Consider the following 17,884-nt stretch of genomic DNA (forward strand, 5'->3'; position numbering starts at 1 on the left):
AAAACAATCCATTGGAACAATAGGTAAAATTAAAGGGAGACATAGAAATGAAGAGTATTAGCAAAGATTGGTTAAGTGCCACATTATCATTGATAAAAGCTAAGGAGTAATGAACAGAAGTTTTACTTAAACCCCTTAATTTATATGTGTTCTAAATAAAAACGCATAAAAAAAGCAACCACAATGGGTTGCTTTATTAAGAAAAATGCTTTATTCGGTTAGTGCGACTAATCGTTTATCGGAAACTCTTCCTCATCGCTGTAGTCGGGACAATCTTTACAGTCGAGGCTGCGGGTGTAAATTTGCATGGCGCTATAACTCATGCCCATACTCGAAAAGCCGCCGTCGTGATAGAGGTTTTGCATGGTCACTTTGCGCGAAAGATCACTGAAGATGGTTACGACATAGTCGGCGCATTCATCGGCGGTGGCATTTCCGAGCGGCGACATTCGGTTGGTAAAATCCATCAGCCCTTCTATGCCTTTCACACCGCTGCCTGCGGTGGTTCGGGTAGGCGATTGTGAAATGGTGTTGACACGGATTCTGCGCTCGCGGCCAAAGATGTATCCAAAGCTGCGCGTAATGCTTTCGAGCAGTGCTTTGGCGTCGGCCATATCATTGTAACGATAAAGCGTACGTTGGGCTGCCACATACGACAGCGCTACCACCGAGCCCCAATTATTGATCGCGTCAAGTTTATACGCTATCTGCATCACCTTGTGAAACGAAACCGCCGAGATGTCGAGGGTTTTCATCAGGTAGTTATAGTTAAGGTCGTTATAAGGATTGCCTTTGCGCACGTTCATCGACATGCCAATGGAATGCAGGATAAAATCGACCTTGCCACCAAAATGCTCCATGGTTTGTTTGATGAGATTCTCGAGGTCTTTCTCGCTGGTGGCATCAGCAGGTATCACCAGCGCACCGGTTTTGGCGGCCAGCTCGTCGAGTTCACCAAATCGCAAAGCCACCGGAGTGTTGCTAAGAACAAATTCAGCGCCTTCCTCGTGGGCACGCTCAGCCACTTTCCAGGCTATCGATAAGTTGTTGAGGGCTCCAAAAATGATCCCTTTTTTTCCTTTTAATAAATTGTAAGCCATAGCGGTATTTTGAGTTTTAATGGATAAATAACAAAGGCAAAAATAAGATAATTTAAAAACAGAAAATGGCGCATATTGTTGCCATCAATTCTGCATCAGCTCGGCGGCGGTGGTCAGAGCTGCGTTGGTAATAGTGGCATCGGAAAGCATCTTGGCTATCTCCGTCACACGTTGTTGCTGGCTTAGCCTGCTAATGGTGGTTTGTGTGGTTTGCCCCGTGGTGCGTTTGCTCACAAAATAATGGGTGGTGCCTCTTGCTGCAATTTGAGGGAGGTGGGTGATGGTAATTACCTGCATCCGTTCGCCCATATTTTGCATGATGGCTGCCATTTTTCCAGCCACCTCACCCGAGACGCCACTGTCGATTTCGTCGAAGATGATGGTGGGAATGAGGTTTTTAAAAGCTATCAACGATTTGATGGCCAGCATCAATCGTGAAAGCTCTCCGCCCGAAGCGATCTTACTCATCTCCATCAGTGTGCCGCCCTTGTTGGCATTAAAAAGAAAAACCACCGTGTCCATTCCGTTTTCGGTGAGTTGGCGCGCCGGTGTTATTTCCACTTTCAGCCGCGCGTCGGGCATCCCAAGCTGGGAAATAGTTTCCACTATCCTTGCTTCCAATCCGGTACAGCCTTTTTTTCGGCTTGCAGAAAGTGCTGTGGCTTGCTCTTGCAGCTTTTTCATCATCAGCTCCAGCTCCTTTTCACCGGCAAATATTTTATCGGCCATCGAATCGTAGTCGTCCATTTTGTGGCGATATTCATCACACACAGCCAGAAGGCTTTCCACATCGGCCACTTTGTGCTTGTGCTGCAACTGATAAATCAGATTTACCCGTTCGGTGAGCGCATCAGCACGAACGGGATTTACTTCCACATGTGCGCCTACTTTGTGAACTTCTGCTGCCAGGTCCATCAACTCCAGGCGGCTGCTCTCGAGGCGTTCGCCAATGGCATTTAGCTCGGCGGAGTAGCTGCGCAATGGTTTATATTCTGTGAGGATTTCTCCAAAAATTTGCTCTATTCCGTTATCGGACTCCAGCAACTGGCTTACATTGAACAGCCGGCTTTTGATCTCTTCGGCATGTTTGAGCATGCCCAGCTCCTCCTCTATCTCCTCCTGTTCGCCCATTGCCGGAGCTACCTTTACAATTTCATCGTATTGATATTTATAAAAATCCTGTTCAGTACGTGCCTGTTCTTCCGCACTGCGCAATATTTCCACCTGCTGCATTTTGCTGCGATACGAATGATAAAGTGACCTGTAACTCCGTAGTTCCCCGATATTATTACAGAAATTGTCGAGAACATCGAGCTGAAAGGCAGCATCCTGCAAAAGAGTAATGCTGTTTTGAGAATGGATGTCGATGAGCAGATCAGCCAACGATTTCATCTGGTTGAGCATCACCGGCGTGTCGTTGACGAAAGCTCTGGATTTTCCGGAAGGCAATATTTCACGGCGCAGAATGGTGAGTTCGGGCTGATAGTCGAGATTGTTTTCTTCAAAAAAAAGCCGCAGGTCTTGTTGGCTGATGTCGAAAATACCTTCTATTATGCATTTCTCATTTTTATCTTTAACGGCCTGCTGATCGGCACGCTGGCCCAGGATAAGCGAGAGGGCTCCCAGAATAATGGATTTCCCCGCACCTGTTTCGCCGGTAAGCACAGAAAAGCCAGCTTCGAAAGAAGTTTCGAGCTGGTCGATGAGCGCATAATTTTTTATGGAAATTTGTTTTAACAATTTCGATATACTACAATGGTTTGCGTGACAAAAGTAACAGAAATTGCCGTGGGAAAAATATCAGGATGCAGCAAGAGATTTATTGGCTGCTGATGATTTTCTGGTAATCGTTGGCGTGTGAGGGGTCTATCTCTTTGAGGATGTTCACGGCTTTGGTTTTGTCCATGGGGGGAGCATCGCTAAAGATGTGGATAAATTCGTCGCGTTTGGCATCCATCACCAGTTGCATGTAAAACAGGCGCGGCTTTTCGCGATGGGCGCGCTGCAGCAACTCCAGAGCCTCCAGAGCACCCTGGCGGCCATTCTCCAGATTATCCGACATCACATCCAATCCTTGGCGATGAAAGATGTACATCGCTTTACGAATATTGGAATAAGAGCTGTTGGTGAGATTTTCGGAAAGCCAATAACGATTCTTCATACTCTCGAAGGCTTTCCAGCCTGACTCACGCGCACTTTGTGCTGTGTTGACGACCTGTTGTGCTTTATCAAAATAGGGCGTGCCTCCCATCGACTGGAAGGAATCGAAATCGAGACCCAGAAAAATGTAGCAATAATAAGCGATCACCGAAGTGAGGTTGGACGAAAAGGAGTTATCGCTGTAATCGATAGACTGCCCCTCCTGCCATTGAAATTGAAAATCGTTGTCGATGTAATTTAAAAGCGGTGAATTATAGGATGTGCCATAAACCGGGCGACGCAGCACCAGATTGATGCGAGCTTTAAACTCATCCGATGAAAGTTCGTCGACGATGGTGATGGCAATGGTTGCTTCTATGCGTTCATCGATTTTGTAGGTGAAGTTGGTCCAGTGCTTTTCATTTACAAATTCGTAAAGACCTTTGCGCAATTCATTAAACTTTTCGCGGTTGGTTTGCTGTATCTGCGGCGCCGAAACCTGCACAGAGGCGTTAAACTCCTGCGCCGAAAGCGTTGCTGCAAAAGCAATTATTGATAAAAATGAAAAAATAGATTTCAACATATCGGGAGTCTGGTAAAATAATAAACAATGTATCGATCGATGCCTGCCAGCGCTAAACCATCGTGGCCACTGCATCCAAAATATCAGCTGCAACTTTCGACTTGGCTTTCAATTCATATTCGGAAACTTTCCGGTTGCGATCGATAAGGGTAATTTTGTTGGTAGCCGTCCCAAAACCCGCACCTTTATCGCGCAAGGAGTTTAAAACGATCATATCCAGATTTTTATTACTTAATTTTTGCAGCGCATTCTCCAGCTCATTTTCGGTTTCAAGCGCAAAGCCGATGAGCAACTGATCCGGCCTCTTCTCTTTACCAAGTTTAGAAAGGATATCCACCGTAGGCTGCAAAATAATTTCGGACGGTTGGTTCTGTTTTTTAATCTTTTCAATAGCGACTTTTTGTGGCTTAAAATCAGCTACAGCAGCCGACATAATGGTAACATCGGCGGAAGCAAAATTATCGGTAACAGCCATCAGCATCTCATCAGCCGATACCACGTCGATGCGCTTAATGCCTGGATGATGGATGCTTTGATGCACCGGTCCGGCAACAAGCGTAACAGTGGCGCCACGCTCGGCTGCAGCTTCTGCCAGGGCAAAACCCATTTGTCCGGAAGATTGGTTGCCAATAAAGCGCACCGGGTCGATGGCTTCATAAGTAGGGCCTGCAGTGATGAGAAAATGCTTGCCGACAAATTGTTGCGCAGCGGCGAAATGCTGCCGAATTATCTCCAGCATCTTCTCGGGCTCCTCCATTCGTCCGGCGCCTGTGAGTCCGCTGGCAAGTTCGCCCACCTGTGGAGCTATCAGTTTGTGGCCGCGGCTAGTGAGCCTTTTAATATTTTCGCCCGTCGAAGGATGTTTGAACATATCCAAATCCATGGCCGGCGCAAAAAACACCGGACATTTGGCCGAGAGATAGGTGGTGAGGAGCAGATTATCGGCCAAGCCGGAAGCCATTTTGCTAAGTGTAGCAGCCGATGCCGGCGCCACCAGCATCAGGTCGGCCCACAATCCCATATCCACATGGCTGTGCCAGGTGCCGTCGGCAGAATCGAAAGGTATAGTCAGTGCCGGGCGACGCGACAAAACAGATAGGGTGAGTGGGGTAACGAAATCGCGGGCATGCTCCGTAAGAATGGTCTGCACTTCAGCGCCTTCCTTTACGAGCAGACGCACCAACAGCGGAATCTTGTAGGCTGCTATGCTGCCGGTAATGCCAATAATTATTTTTTTATTCTTTAGCACTCCTTATTCTAGTATGTCGCTGGCAAGAGGATTGGCAGCCTCTTTGGAAGGATTGCGATAATATACCTGGTCGTCGAGAAACTCCTCAACAGCAAGTAGTGTAGCCTTGGGCAACTTTTCGTAGAAACGGGCGATTTCGATCTGTTCACGATTCTCGAAAACCTCTTCCAGGCTGTCGGTAGTGGTAGCAAACTCCGATATTTTCTTGTTGAGTTCGTCTTTGAGTTCCAGCGAAATCTGGTTGCTACGTTTTGAGATGATGGCCAGGGTTTCGTAGATATTACCGGTTTCTTTATCAAACTGCCGCATCTTTCTTGTTAGGGCAGAAGTTTCAGCTTTGCTTTTTTTGTAATCCATAGTTTTATTTAGGTTATGATGGTTCAACGTCAATTATCAACAGTTCGTCTTCCACCCGCTGGCGCATGCGCTGCACCTCGCTAATATATTTACTTTCGGGATAAAGACTCACAAAATCGAAATAGGCTTTCACGGCAGCCTCATACCGTTCTTTTTTCTTCTCTTCGATGCTCTTGAAAGCAAATTGGTAATAAGATCGGATGATCCTGTAAAGTATCTCTTCTTTAAATTCGGTATCGGGATAATCTTTGAGCATGCCTTCGTACGATACAATGGCTGCACGGTAATCCTCCATTTTATAATACAAATTGGCAATGTTGTAACTTTTCATCTGCAGCTTATAGCGTAATTTGTCTATCAGTTCGTTGGCTTCTTTGGCTTTTTCTCCGAAAGGATATCTGTTAATAAAAAGCTGAAATTCGTCGATGGCTTCACGTGTCACCGTCTGGTCGAGACTATAGCGCGGACTGTCGAGGTACTTGGTGTAGGCTGCCAAAAAATTGGCTTCCTCGGCCCACTGGCTGGAGGGAAAATTTAGCGCAAAGCGTTTAAAATAATAGCTGGCCAGGACGTATTCGCGTTCTTTGTAATAAGCGTTGGCATAGTTAAAATAAAGCTTCTCTGCTTTGGCGGTGCCACGATAGACGGGCATAAGCTGCTCAAAAAGCTGTAAAGCCCTGTAGAAATCGCCCTTCTCGTAATATTCCATGGCTTTTTCGTACTTGGCTTCATTGTCGGTACTTTTGAGAAGTTTCTGATGATTGCTGCACGATGCCATCACCAGCGATGCCAACAGTAACAGAATGAAGATGTTATTTTTAAACATGGGCGCAAAAGTAATACTTTTTGGATGGTTGGGATAACGCACATCATCCTCAATTATTTTTTAAGCCACCTCCTGTGCTGCACACGACCAAAGTTGTAAGGCGAAGAAAACGCCGACAGCATTAAGTTGCCGGTTAATTATTTTAATTTTGCCACGTAAAACAATAATAGCTAATTACATGGATATTTTTGAAAAGTTCACCAACATGGGGCCTCTGGGTCAATACAACCGCGAAGCCTTCGGATATTTTATGTTTCCCAAGCTGGAAGGAGAAATCGAGCCACGCATGAAATTTCTGGGAAAAGAGATGCTCACCTGGTCTCTCAACAATTACCTGGGCCTGGCCAACCATCCCGAAGTACGTAAAGCCGATGCTCAGGCTGCCGCCGACTGGGGCCTGGCCTACCCGATGGGAGCCCGCATGATGTCGGGACACACCAAATATCACGAAGAACTCGAACGCCAATTGGCAGCGTACGAGAAAAAAGAAGATGCTTTCCTACTCAACTACGGCTATCAGGGTATGGTGTCGATAGTGGAATCGCTGGTAAGCCGCCACGATGTTATCGTTTACGATTCCGAAGCACACGCCTGCATCATCGACGGATGCCGTCTGCATTTTGGCAAAAGGTTCGTTTATCCGCACAACGACATGGCCAACCTGGAGAAAGAACTCGAGCGTGCCACCAAAATCACCGACCAAACCGGTGGTGGCATTTTGGTGATAACCGAAGGCGTTTATGGCATGTCGGGCGACCTTGGCAACCTCAGAGATATTGTGAAACTTAAAGATAAATTCCAATTCAGAATATTGGTGGACGACGCACACGGATTTGGTACCATGGGGTCTACCGGCGCCGGAACCAGCGAACACCTGGGTGTGATGGATGAGATTGATATTTATTTCGGCACCTTTGCAAAAGCTATGGCCGGCATAGGCGCTTTTGTAGCCAGCAAGAAAGAAGTGATCGAATATCTGCGCTACAATATGCGCTCACAGATTTTTGCCAAATCGCTTCCCATGCCCATGGTAATTGGAGCCATAAAGCGTCTGGAACTCGTCAAGACCCAACCGCAATTGCGCGAAAATCTCTGGAAAGTGGTCAACGCGCTTCAAAGTGGACTCAGAGAAAAAGGCCTCAACATCGGAAATACTGCTTCGCCCGTTACACCTGTAATGCTTCAGGGCGGCGTAGCAGAAGCCACACACATCACCCACGACCTGCGCGAAAATTACAACATCTTCTGCAGCATCGTTACTTATCCGGTGGTTCCCAAAGGGGTTATCCTACTCCGCCTCATTCCTACTGCATCACATACGATTGAAGATGCCAATTACACCATCAACGCTTTCGCAGAAGTGCGCCGCAAACTCGACGCCGGCGAATACTCCCAGAAAGATATGTTCGACGCACACAAACTTGTTTAGCACCTGACCATTAATAGTTTTAATGATTTCATAATAAAAAAAACCCGTGACCCACACGGGTTTTTTTATCTTTGCCCCCAATCTAAACCAAGCACCTTCTATGGATGTCACAGAAGACGGAAACAAACCTACTGCCCCAAATTCACGGACTACTTTCAGAAATTTAAAACGTGCACGTTCTAAAGATGTCACCGACGACAGAAACAAACGTACTCCCCGAAACTTCCTGATCATTTTCAGCAATTCGCTTTCCTGGCTGGTGATAGCTTTCCTGTTCATGTATCTGATCACGCAATTTGCCGTAGCCATTGCAGCCATGCAATTCGATTTTAACAGTGTCATTTATTACTACTCACTGATTTGGGGCATCGACTCGCGCGCCTGGACGTCAGATGCCGTAAAAATGCTGTACAGCATAGCTCCCGGGTTGGGGTTGTTTTTGGGAATCATGGCTTTGCTCATTTATATACAGATGTACGATTCGCTGGCTTATTTCAAGATTTTCTTCCTGTGGTGCTTTGCCTACGCTATTATCTGGTCGTTTGGCGCCATGCTCGCCGGCACCATCCTCGACAAAGGCTTTGGTTATGTAGTGATGTATTTTTATATAAAAGATACCGGAAAGCTGGTGATGACGCTGATAGCGCTGACCATGCTCCTGCTTGTCTCGACTCTTACAGTGAAATGGTTTTTGTTTTCGGCCAACTCCTATTTTAATCAGCTCAACGAATACAACCGTTCCTTTTTCACCTTTGCGGGAGTTATCCTTCCGCTGATCGCCGGCACATTTATCATGATCCTCGTTAAGCTGCCGAAGATTGCCTACTACGAGTTGTTCGTTCTGCTCACCGGACTGCTTTTTGCCCTGCCCATCCTGTTGCGTTATAAAAGTATGCCCACGTTTTTCTTCGACGAATTCCCCATCACCATCAAGCTCGACAAAGTGGCCCTTGTCAGCGCCATCATTTTTCTGATTGCCTTTAGAGTGGTCTTTGAATTTGGAATACGGATAAGTGTTTAATAAAGAAATCCCTGCGCTGCTATCCTCCCGCTAAACTCAAGAATTAAACATCAGGAAGTAATCCTGCCCATGGTTCCTGAAATTACATGTATTTCGAACACATCTTCGGGTTTTGGGTCTTCGTTGTTTTTGTTGTAATAAATCAGCCGCAGCAGCGTATTGCCGGCACTTTTAGTTTTAAAGATAAAAGTGTACGTAGCATCCCGGCTCCCATCACTGCTTTTGGATTTTATGACAGCCTCTCCCACCTGCTCAAGAACCGAACGATCCAAACCTACCGTCTTCCAAAGAAATCCTGCCTTCGGGTTGCCTTTGAGCTGCACCTCGAATTGCGCGCCAATGGAATACTCAACAGTGGATCCGTTGTCGCTCTCGGTGAGCGGTGAAACCTCGCAGCCGGTGAGCATCAATACCATCATTGCAAAGAATAGAGCCGGGAAAATTTTATTTTTCATAATCATGGGTCTTGAGATTATACCATTATAAAAGCTTGGTTTTTAATTTTGTTTAATAAGATTACCGAAACATCAACTGCCCGGTCGATTTCAGAAAAGGCCACGGTGGCAATGATGTGATCATTTTTAGGTCGTTGGTTAAGCCGCCTTTCTCATCCAGAAAGTCGAAGAGCCGCGCCATGGGATTATTTTGGTACATTTTAGAGAAAAGCAACTCAGCCTTCTCAGGATCGTTTTTCAAAATATTGAGCAACACAGCATCATAAAACCTGTAGCGCAAAGTCGAAACTGCCGGTATCGCCGGACTTTTCCCGGCAGCCAGCGCCGCCGCCACCTTTTTTGTATGTGCTTGTAAGCGCATAAAAGTATAACCCGACGAGGGCTTCGAGCTGCCACCTGCCGATCCGGTTGGCACAATATGCCGTCCCTGCGTCACCGGAAAATGATAATTCGTCATGGGAATCACACCAAACTCGTCGTCGATGATGCGATACAATTTTATCTTCAGCACTTCGTCTATGTAGGTTTTGATGGCAGAATCGTATTCGGACTTTGGCAGTAAATGCTCCGAAAACAGCGTGTACTCAACCAGCGCCTGCCTGGAATTATGTGGGATCACGTAAAAAAATCGCATTGCACCCTGCTGGGGCGTCCTGAAATCGAACATCGTAAAACTGCTGGCATCAAAAACCGGATCGTCAGTTTCGATCACCCATCCTTTGAAATGCTGCCGCAGATACAATGATTTTCCGGCCGCAGCCAGCACATCTTTTTCTTTATAAATACTCGTAAAAATCCAGCTTGCGCTAAAGCTGCCCTGATCGGTAACGGCTGTGACGCCATCGGGCTGGTCTTGCAGCTCTTCGATATTAGCGGTCAAAAATTCAAAGTTGGGAAAAGCTGCCAGCGAATTGCGGATAAAGTTATAAAAGTCGATGCCCCGGATCACGGAATACTGGTGGCTGCCCATCGAAATTCTTTGGTTGAAATAACGGCTGAAAAAATCCAATTTATCAAAACGATAGCTTACGATTTCTTCAAATGGCGTGGCCTGGCGATGCCAAAATCCCCAGGTGCGGTCGTTGTTTTGTTTTTTGTCTTTGTCGATGATAAGCACGCTGGCATTGGCTTTGGTGGTCTGACTCAGATACCAGGCCAGGCTCAGTCCTGCAGCGCCGCCACCGGCGATTATATAATCATAGTTTTTCATCACAGAGGGATTTCAATCATTAACAATGCAAGCGCATCTTCCGCGCGGCCATCGTCGAGCCATTGCTGCGCCAATCGATGCAGCTGATACTCGAGCTCCACGGATTCGTCCTTAAGCGTTTTAAATAATAGTTTCACATCCTTCGACTGCCGGATTCGTTTGATGTCTTCCGCTTCAGGCATCGTTTCGATATTTCCCAGCTGCCCCAAATGGTTGCCGGTAAGTATTTTGCTCAGCCTGATGTGCTCGGGCAGTTGGTCGATGCCCATGCCCAGCCGCATCAACGGTTTCGCTACTTTGAAAAGGCTTTCGCCAAATGCTTTTACATAATAGTCGCCTGTGTGTCGTCCTACCAGCCTTATCTTATTGGCGTCGGGGGTGTCGTTTTCGTCGAGAATATTCTCATGCACATGGATCATAGTGATTTCGCAGATCACCAGATTGGCCGCGCCGCCGCCGTCGCCGGTTTCGATCACCTGCCTCACTTTGCATTCAAACTGAACGGGTGATTCTTTCACACGAAAAGGGCGGATAGTTTCCGATGGTAAAGGCGTAAAACCGGCTTTTATAAATTCGTTAACACCTTTGGCATACTCGGTACTTGCCAGACTTGCCTGCTGCACGATGTCGTAGTTCACCACGTTGATTACCACCTCGGGAACCTCTTTGATATTTTGGTAGGTATGTTTGGTCGTGTTGTCGCGCCCGCGCCGCGATGGCGAAAAGATGAGTGTGGTAGGATTAACACCAAAAGCATTGAAAAAGCTGAAAGGTGACAGATTGCTGTTGCCTTGTGCATCCACGGTGCTGACAAATGCAATGGGGCGCGGTGCCACAGCTCCCAGAATAAAGCGGTGAAGTGCTGTGGTGGCGAGCGTTGAAGGAATTATCTTTTTTATCATTTCTGTTTTTATGTACAAACACTACAAAGGTTTTGCCGGCAAAATCGTTGTGCGGCTTTCGCCAAATCCAATTCTGACGCCGTCCTTTTCGGCATGAGCGCGCAGAATGATGGTGTCGTTGTCGTTGATAAATTTGCGTTGGGTGCCGTCGGGCATGGTGAGTGGTTTTGTTCCACGCCAACTAAGTTCCAGCATCGAACCGTATTGTTCCGGCTCCGGCCCGCTCAGCGTTCCGGAAGCGTACATATCGCCCACGTTGATGTTGCAGCCGTTGATGGTATGATGCGCGAGTTGCTGAAAAACATTCCAATACATGTATTTAAAGTTGGACAGACACACGCTGTGCGCCGGAAAGTCATTGGTTTCTATCAACACCTCCAGATTCACATCAAAGTTCATTGCTCCTGAAAACTGAAGATAGGGCAAAACTTTGGGTTCCTGCTGTGGCCCCTCAACGCGGAAAGGTTCCAGCGCATCGAGGGTTACGATCCAGGGCGAAGCCACGCTGCCAAAGTTCTTGGCCAGAAATGGTCCCAGTGGCACATATTCCCATCTCTGGATGTCGCGGGCCGATAGATCATTAAAAAGCACCAGTCCAAAAATGTGTTCTTCTGCATGCGGTAGCGAAACGCGGCTGCCCAGATCTGTGGTTTTCCCAACCACAAAAGCCATCTCCAGCTCAAAATCGAGCTGACGAGTAGCTTCCAGAATCGGAGCAGGATCGTCGTTGCTTTTGGTCTGACCCACAGGCCGATGGATATTAGTACCTGAAACGACAATTGACGAGGCCCGCCCATGATAGCCCACCGGCAAATGACGCCAGTTGGGAAGCAAAGCATTGTCGGGATCGCGAAACATCGAGCCAACATTGGTAGCATGCTCTATGCTCGAATAAAAGTCAGTATAGTCAGTTATACGCACGGGTAGAAGCATTTCCACCTCCTTCACATCATAAAAGATGTCTTCTTTAAAATCTTCGGTATTCCATATCTCTTCGTTCTGCTTGTCGAACATTGCAGAAATCTGATCACGCACTGCCCGCCACACCGGCCTTCCCAACGAAATAAAATCATTGAGCACAGGTTGCGAAAAAACATCTTTGCTGATGCCGGCATCTTTAAAATAGCCTTTACTGGCGATGGCAGCCAGATCGATCAAATGGTTGCCGATACGAGTACCTGCACGCGGAGTAGTACGATTTTTGGGTTTAAAAATTCCGAAAGGAATATTTTGTATCGGGAAGTCGCTGTTGCGCGGCACTTTGAGCCACGACTGCAACGATGTGTTGTTTGCTTTAATCATATCAGTGTTTTTCTATAATATTCAAAATTCGAAATTCCTTTCAAAAAGCTGGCTTCGACTTGGTCCGGCTTGGTTCGACTACGCTCACCAACCAACGCTCATCAACCGACGCTCAGCCACCACAGCAACAAACCGCAGCCACAGCAGGGCAGGATTTATTCGATATTCAAGATTCAAAATTCAGTATACAAAATTCGATTTTTATAATGTTCCCCTTCGCTCCTGTTCCAGCTCTATCGACTCAAACAGCGCCTTGAAGTTGCCTTTTCCAAAGGAACGTGCTCCTTTTCGCTGGATGATTTCGTAGAAAACTGTGGGACGGTCTTCTACCGGGCGGGTAAAAATCTGCAGCAGATAGCCTTCGTCGTCGCGGTCGACCAATATCCCCAGCTCTTTGAGTGGCAGCAGCTCTTCGTCGATTTTGCCCACGCGCTCCAGCAAAGTCTCGTAATAGGTATTCGGAACACGCAGAAACTCCACGCCACGGTCGCGCAATTCGGTTACCGTCTTTACAATATTGTCGGTAGCCATGGCTACATGCTGCACACCCGAACCGTGGTAAAAATCGATATACTCTTCGATCTGCGATTTCTTTTTGCCTTCGGCAGGCTCGTTAATCGGGAACTTGATGCGCTCGTTGCCGTTTGACATCACTTTGCTCATTAGAGCTGTAAATTCCGTCGAGATATCTTTATCGTCAAACGAAACGATTTGTTTGAATCCCATCACGTCAGCGTAAAACTGCACCCATTTATTCATCTCACCCCAACCGACGTTGCCCACCATATGATCCACATATTTTAATCCCACCGACGATGGCTTGTACAGTGGATCCCATTTCTGATAGCCAGGTAAAAACACGCCTTTGTAATCTTTGCGCTCGACAAAAATGTGCACGGTATCGCCGTAGGTATGAATGCCGGCGGTGACGACTTTTCCATTTTCATCCTTTTCAGTTTTTGGTTCAAAATAGGATTTGGCTCCGCGCTTCGTGGTTTCTTCGTACGATTTGCGTGCATCGTCCACCCACAGTGCCACCACTTTTACACCGTCGCCGTGAAGTTTGACGTGCTCGGCAATGTCGCCATTGGGCGTAAGTGCTGTGGTGAAAATAAACCGGATTTTGTCCTGCTTCAGTACATACGAGGCACGGTCTTTCAGTCCTGTCTCCAGTCCGGCATACGCCAGTGGCTGAAAGCCAAAAGCTGTTTGGTAATAATGCGCAGCCTGGCGGGCGTTGCCTACATAAAATTCGACATAATCAGTTCCGTTGATCGGAAGGAAATCTTCTTCCAGTTTGTATTTTGCCATTAGGTTTTTGTTGTTATAGTTTTGAGTATTGCTTTGTTATTCGTTATCAATATTTTAATGATTGATCTTAATCATTTTCAATCCAACTTTTGTAATAGTTTTTGTCTTCAATCTCTAAAGCTTCCGTTGTAAGCTTCAAAGGACGGAAGGTATCGACCATCACAGCCAGCTCACCGGTTTCTTTTTTGCCAATACTTTTTTCGACGGTTCCGGGATGAGGCCCATGAACGATGCCAACGGGATGCAACGAAATCATTCCCTGCACCACATGTTTGCGGCTCATAAAGTCGCCATCCACATAATAAAGTACCTCGTCGCTATCGACGTTGCTGTGGTTGTAAGGCGCAGGCACCGACTGCGGATGGTAGTCGTAAAGCCGCGGCACAAAGGCACAAACCACAAAAGAGGAAGTCTCGAAAGTTTGGTGAACAGGTGGCGGCTGATGCACGCGCCCGGTAATAGGCTCGAAATCGTGAATGGAAAAAGCATACGGATAAAGGTAACCATCCCACCCCACCAAATCGAAGGGATGCGTTTGGTTATGATAAGGCCAGATGGTATCGTCGCGTTTTATTTTAATAAGAAAATCACCTGTTTTATCATGTGTTTCGAGTTGCTGTGGCTTGCGGATGTCGCGCTCACAAAAGGGCGAATGTTCCAGAAGCTGGCCGGCATGGTTCACGTAGCGTTTTGGAAAGCGAAATGGCTCTTTGGACTCGATAATGAAAAGACGGTTGTCGCTGCCATCAAATTCAAACTGATGGGTAACGCCTTTAGGGATGATCAGATGATCGCCATATTCAAAAGGAATATTTCCGTACATACTTTTCAAAATCCCTTTGCCACGATGGACAAACACCAGCTCATGGGCGCCTGAGTTTTTATAAAAATAATCCGTCATCGATTTGCGCGGGGCTGCCAGGGCCAGGTACACGTCATTATTCACCAACACATATTTACGGCTCTCCAGATAGTCGTCGGCAGACTGCACATCAAAACCCAGAAAACTCCGGTGCTGCATATTTTTATCAATAGCGATGTTGGGAGCTACCGAATAGGAAGCATCGATACTCGTTACGCGCGTAGGCTCGTGTGTGTGATAAACCAAGGAATAAACATCCGAAAAACCCTCAGTCGAAACAAGCTGCTCAGCGTAAAGACTTCCATCAGCTTTGCGAAATTGTGTATGACGTTTGTGGGGAATCTTTCCAAGAGTATGATAATGTGGCATAGCGGATAATTTATTTAGAACGAATTTGAATTGCAAAAGTAACCAATGCCGCCGCTCTGTGCCTGCTTCAAAAATTAAAAATTGTTAACCCTGCACCTGTCTTTTCTGTAAAATTTTGGAAGATGCTTTCGCCAGCTAATTAAACACCAGCATAACAGTGATTTAGAACTTTGTCTAATTCCTGAAGGCATATCTTTCAATAAGTTAACTTTTTAAACAAAAAACTAAACCAGGCTGTTGAAGGTTATTAATCAGAAATTTATTATTCACTATAAAAACTTATAATAATGGCACTTAGCACAATGAAAGTATCAACGAACATAAAACAGGGTTTTAAGACCCTTGTCAAAGCTTCAAACCATGAATTTATTATTGACCAGCCCACATCCGCCGGCGGCGAAGATGCAGGCCCAAACCCGCTGGAGTTATTTCTCAGCTCTTTGGGAGCATGCATTTGCGCTATCGGACGCATAATTTCTACCCAGCGCAGGTTGAATATTAAAGAAATCAACGTGGACGTAGAAGGCGACCTCGACAAAGATTATCTGATGGGAAAAACTACCGAAGGACGTGCAGGATTTACCAATATCCGCTCCTATGTAACCATCACCGCCGAGCTCACCTCTGAACAAAAAGAACAACTTATCAGCGAGATCTCAAGTCGCTGCCCTGTTGCCGATAACCTCCTGAATGTATCGATTATTAGCCCAAAACTGGTACTAGCATAATCGAGCGTTTCGCCTCATAAAAAAGCCGGTGCAGCATATTGTCTGCACCGGCTTTTTCTTTATAAATTCTATAATTTAGTTTGCTAATTTTTGGAAAAATCCGACAGGTTGGTGCGGATGGTGATATAGTTGGGCGAACCATTGAGATGATAAGTAGCCCGCGAATATTCAATCTGAAACTTGGAAATCTTTAATCCCAACCCCCACGAAAATCCTACCGTTCCCATTTTATTATAAACACCCATCTCCTGACGCCGCTGATAGTTGTAACCTACTCTGAGGGAGAAATATTTGCTCGGGATAAACTCGCCGCCAATCACAATGTGGCGCATTGCTTTATCAGCAAAATCCGCAAAGCCATCCTTTTCGTTCACCTCGCCGGTGATGGGATCGATCTGCTGATCTGGATCGTTGGGATCTTTATAAGTCAAATCCCATTTTTGCAGATTGGTGAGCAAAATAGAATAGCGGAAAGGCAGGTGGCGAAGCCGTTGCGAAACGCCAATATTGATCTCAAAAGGCAATCTTTCGTAATTTCCCGAACGATAAGGCTTGAGCTGGCTGCCGATATTACGTGCTACCAGCGAAACCGTCAATTGCTGCTCAGGATTATAATAGCTTCCGGCCACATCCACCGCCACACCAAACGACTGATAATCTTCCAGTCCGGAATAGATTAGCTTCAGATTGGCTCCGATCGAGAACAACGAATCAAGGTCGCGCCCCCACCCTATGTTCAGCGCCAGGTCGTTGGCCGTAAATGTTCCAAAGGTTTGTCCTGCCGCATCGGCATAAGTAAACTCGCCATAGTTGAGGTACTGCATGGTGGCCACATAAGTTCCTGTTTTATTAAAGGTGCGCGCATAGCTGGCAGCGCCGTAATTGATGTCGGCGTAGTAATCCACAAAACTCAGTGCCAGATTGTTACTCATTTCAGGGCTAATCAACGAAGGGTTGAACAAGGCCTGGGTGATGTCGCCATCTTTCACAGCCAAAAAATTACCACCCATTGCTGCTGCCCGGGCCGAAACAGGCACATTCAGGAAACGGTACACGCCATCGCCACCAATCTGACTCTGGGCTGAATATCCACAAAACAGCAATATGCTAACAAAAAAAAGGATGAGATATTTATTCATAGTCACCAGTAAAACAGGTTTAAAAATGGATGTTTGGCAAACGCGCAGATTTTTGTAAAATTGTTGACAAAATCCTAAAGATGACAATTCACACGCTTGGGTTGCGCCATGCAATACAAAATGATCCTCTGATGTAAGCAAAGCTAAAAAGACAATCGTTGAAATTCTGAAACAAAGCTCCGGGCCACAAACACCAAATTACAAATTTCAAACGCCTGAAAGTTTGGCCTATTGAGGTTTGGATATTGAATTTTATTTGACTTTTATCTTATTTATTTTTGGAATTTCCCGATCTGGTCTTTATGGTGCAGCCAATGGCTTTTGTAAAGTTAGGGCGTGGATTTTTGCCTCTTTGAAGGTCTGCCAGTGCATCTTCCACATAATACTGCTCCACCTCGTCGGCATTCTGGAAGTTGTCGTCGATAGCGCCGATATAGGCTACCTCGAAATAGTTACCACGGTTCATCAGCAAAAAGACGTGCGGGGTGCGTGTGGCGCCATATTCAGGAAATACCTTTTGGCCTTTATCAAAAAGATACGGAAACGGGAAATCTTTTTCCTGCGCACGTTTTACCATTAGTTCAAAAGAATCTTCGGGTTCCAGCGTCGGGTCGTTGGGATTGATGGCAATGACCGGATAACCCTGCGGTGCATATTTTTGATGCAGCGCGATGATGCGGTCTTCGTAAGCTACCGAATAAGGACAATGGTTGCAGGTAAAGATCACGATGGCGCCCTTCTGATTGTCGTAATCCGACAAAGAAATCACACGACCATCTACATTTTGGAGCGTGAAATTCATGGCTTTGTCGCCAACCTCGTAGCCATCCTGAGCGAACGTTGCGCCTGAAGCCAATATTCCGATAAGGAGTATTAAAAGCTTAGTTTTCATAATTTTAATT

The 17,884-nt window shown here is 46.3% G+C and carries 17 protein-coding genes; 3 read left to right on the forward strand and 14 right to left on the reverse strand.

All coding sequences use genetic code 11. The features are described from left to right. Nucleotides 1-227: 227 nt before the first annotated feature. From VFC92_12595 to bamD, 6 genes are all read right to left on the reverse strand, one after another. On the reverse strand, nt 228-1,100 hold the full coding sequence (locus tag VFC92_12595) for an SDR family oxidoreductase (protein HZK09019.1): 873 nt from the start codon (nt 1,098-1,100) through the stop codon (nt 228-230). 84 nt (nt 1,101-1,184) lie between these two features. Further along, a complete protein-coding gene (gene recN, locus VFC92_12600) occupies nt 1,185-2,840 on the reverse strand; it encodes a DNA repair protein RecN (protein HZK09020.1) in 1,656 nt (551 codons plus the stop codon). Between the two features lie 79 nt (nt 2,841-2,919). Then, on the reverse strand, nt 2,920-3,822 hold the full coding sequence (locus tag VFC92_12605) for a DUF4835 family protein (GenBank protein ID HZK09021.1): 903 nt from the start codon (nt 3,820-3,822) through the stop codon (nt 2,920-2,922). Between the two features lie 52 nt (nt 3,823-3,874). Next, nucleotides 3,875-5,071, reverse strand: a complete 1,197-nt coding sequence (coaBC, locus tag VFC92_12610) for a bifunctional phosphopantothenoylcysteine decarboxylase/phosphopantothenate--cysteine ligase CoaBC (GenBank protein ID HZK09022.1) — start codon at nt 5,069-5,071, stop codon at nt 3,875-3,877. Between the two features lie 3 nt (nt 5,072-5,074). Next, nucleotides 5,075-5,428: a DNA-directed RNA polymerase subunit omega gene (locus VFC92_12615; protein ID HZK09023.1), complete on the reverse strand. Its 354-nt coding sequence runs from the start codon at nt 5,426-5,428 to the stop codon at nt 5,075-5,077. A gap of 13 nt (nt 5,429-5,441) precedes the next feature. Then, nucleotides 5,442-6,296, reverse strand: coding sequence for an outer membrane protein assembly factor BamD (bamD, locus tag VFC92_12620; GenBank protein HZK09024.1), 855 nt, complete (start codon nt 6,294-6,296; stop codon nt 5,442-5,444). Nucleotides 6,297-6,432: 136 nt separating this feature from the next. On the opposite strand from bamD, the gene VFC92_12625 reads away from it, so the two are divergent. Together VFC92_12625 and VFC92_12630 are read left to right on the forward strand one after the other, a co-directional pair. After that, on the forward strand, nt 6,433-7,683 hold the full coding sequence (locus VFC92_12625) for an aminotransferase class I/II-fold pyridoxal phosphate-dependent enzyme (GenBank protein HZK09025.1): 1,251 nt from the start codon (nt 6,433-6,435) through the stop codon (nt 7,681-7,683). Nucleotides 7,684-7,783: 100 nt separating this feature from the next. Next, entirely contained in the window at nt 7,784-8,704 is a 921-nt protein-coding gene (locus VFC92_12630; GenBank protein ID HZK09026.1) for a hypothetical protein, read from the forward strand. A 50-nt stretch (nt 8,705-8,754) separates the two neighbouring features. On the opposite strand, the gene VFC92_12635 is transcribed toward VFC92_12630, so the two are convergent. From VFC92_12635 to VFC92_12660, 6 genes are all read right to left on the reverse strand, one after another. Continuing rightward, a complete protein-coding gene (locus VFC92_12635; protein HZK09027.1) occupies nt 8,755-9,159 on the reverse strand; it encodes a protease inhibitor I42 family protein in 405 nt (134 codons plus the stop codon). Nucleotides 9,160-9,220: 61 nt separating this feature from the next. Continuing rightward, nucleotides 9,221-10,369, reverse strand: coding sequence for a lycopene cyclase family protein (locus tag VFC92_12640; protein HZK09028.1), 1,149 nt, complete (start codon nt 10,367-10,369; stop codon nt 9,221-9,223). Next, nucleotides 10,369-11,271 (reverse strand): flavin reductase family protein, encoded by a 903-nt coding sequence (locus tag VFC92_12645; protein HZK09029.1) that lies wholly within the window; start codon nt 11,269-11,271, stop codon nt 10,369-10,371. Before VFC92_12645 ends, VFC92_12640 begins: the two co-directional genes overlap by 1 nt. A gap of 21 nt (nt 11,272-11,292) precedes the next feature. After that, on the reverse strand, nt 11,293-12,573 hold the full coding sequence (gene fahA, locus VFC92_12650; GenBank protein ID HZK09030.1) for a fumarylacetoacetase: 1,281 nt from the start codon (nt 12,571-12,573) through the stop codon (nt 11,293-11,295). Nucleotides 12,574-12,774: 201 nt separating this feature from the next. Beyond that, the gene (hppD, locus tag VFC92_12655; protein HZK09031.1) at nt 12,775-13,884 is read right to left on the reverse strand and encodes a 4-hydroxyphenylpyruvate dioxygenase; all 1,110 of its coding nucleotides are present in this window, start codon (nt 13,882-13,884) and stop codon (nt 12,775-12,777) included. Between the two features lie 67 nt (nt 13,885-13,951). Beyond that, nucleotides 13,952-15,115 (reverse strand): homogentisate 1,2-dioxygenase, encoded by a 1,164-nt coding sequence (locus tag VFC92_12660; protein ID HZK09032.1) that lies wholly within the window; start codon nt 15,113-15,115, stop codon nt 13,952-13,954. A gap of 287 nt (nt 15,116-15,402) precedes the next feature. Between VFC92_12660 and VFC92_12665 the strand changes: the two genes are divergently transcribed. Continuing rightward, nucleotides 15,403-15,843 carry an OsmC family protein gene (locus VFC92_12665; GenBank protein ID HZK09033.1) on the forward strand — a complete coding sequence of 147 codons (441 nt, stop codon included), beginning with the start codon at nt 15,403-15,405 and terminating at the stop codon, nt 15,841-15,843. An 83-nt stretch (nt 15,844-15,926) separates the two neighbouring features. On the opposite strand, the gene porQ is transcribed toward VFC92_12665, so the two are convergent. Together porQ and VFC92_12675 are read right to left on the reverse strand one after the other, a co-directional pair. Then, nucleotides 15,927-16,982 (reverse strand): type IX secretion system protein PorQ, encoded by a 1,056-nt coding sequence (gene porQ, locus VFC92_12670; protein ID HZK09034.1) that lies wholly within the window; start codon nt 16,980-16,982, stop codon nt 15,927-15,929. 268 nt (nt 16,983-17,250) lie between these two features. Then, on the reverse strand, nt 17,251-17,874 hold the full coding sequence (locus VFC92_12675) for a thioredoxin family protein (GenBank protein ID HZK09035.1): 624 nt from the start codon (nt 17,872-17,874) through the stop codon (nt 17,251-17,253). Between the last annotated feature and the right edge of the window lie 10 nt (nt 17,875-17,884).

It is taken from the genome of Bacteroidales bacterium (genome assembly GCA_035647615.1).
Taxonomy (GTDB): domain Bacteria; phylum Bacteroidota; class Bacteroidia; order Bacteroidales; family 4484-276; genus SABY01.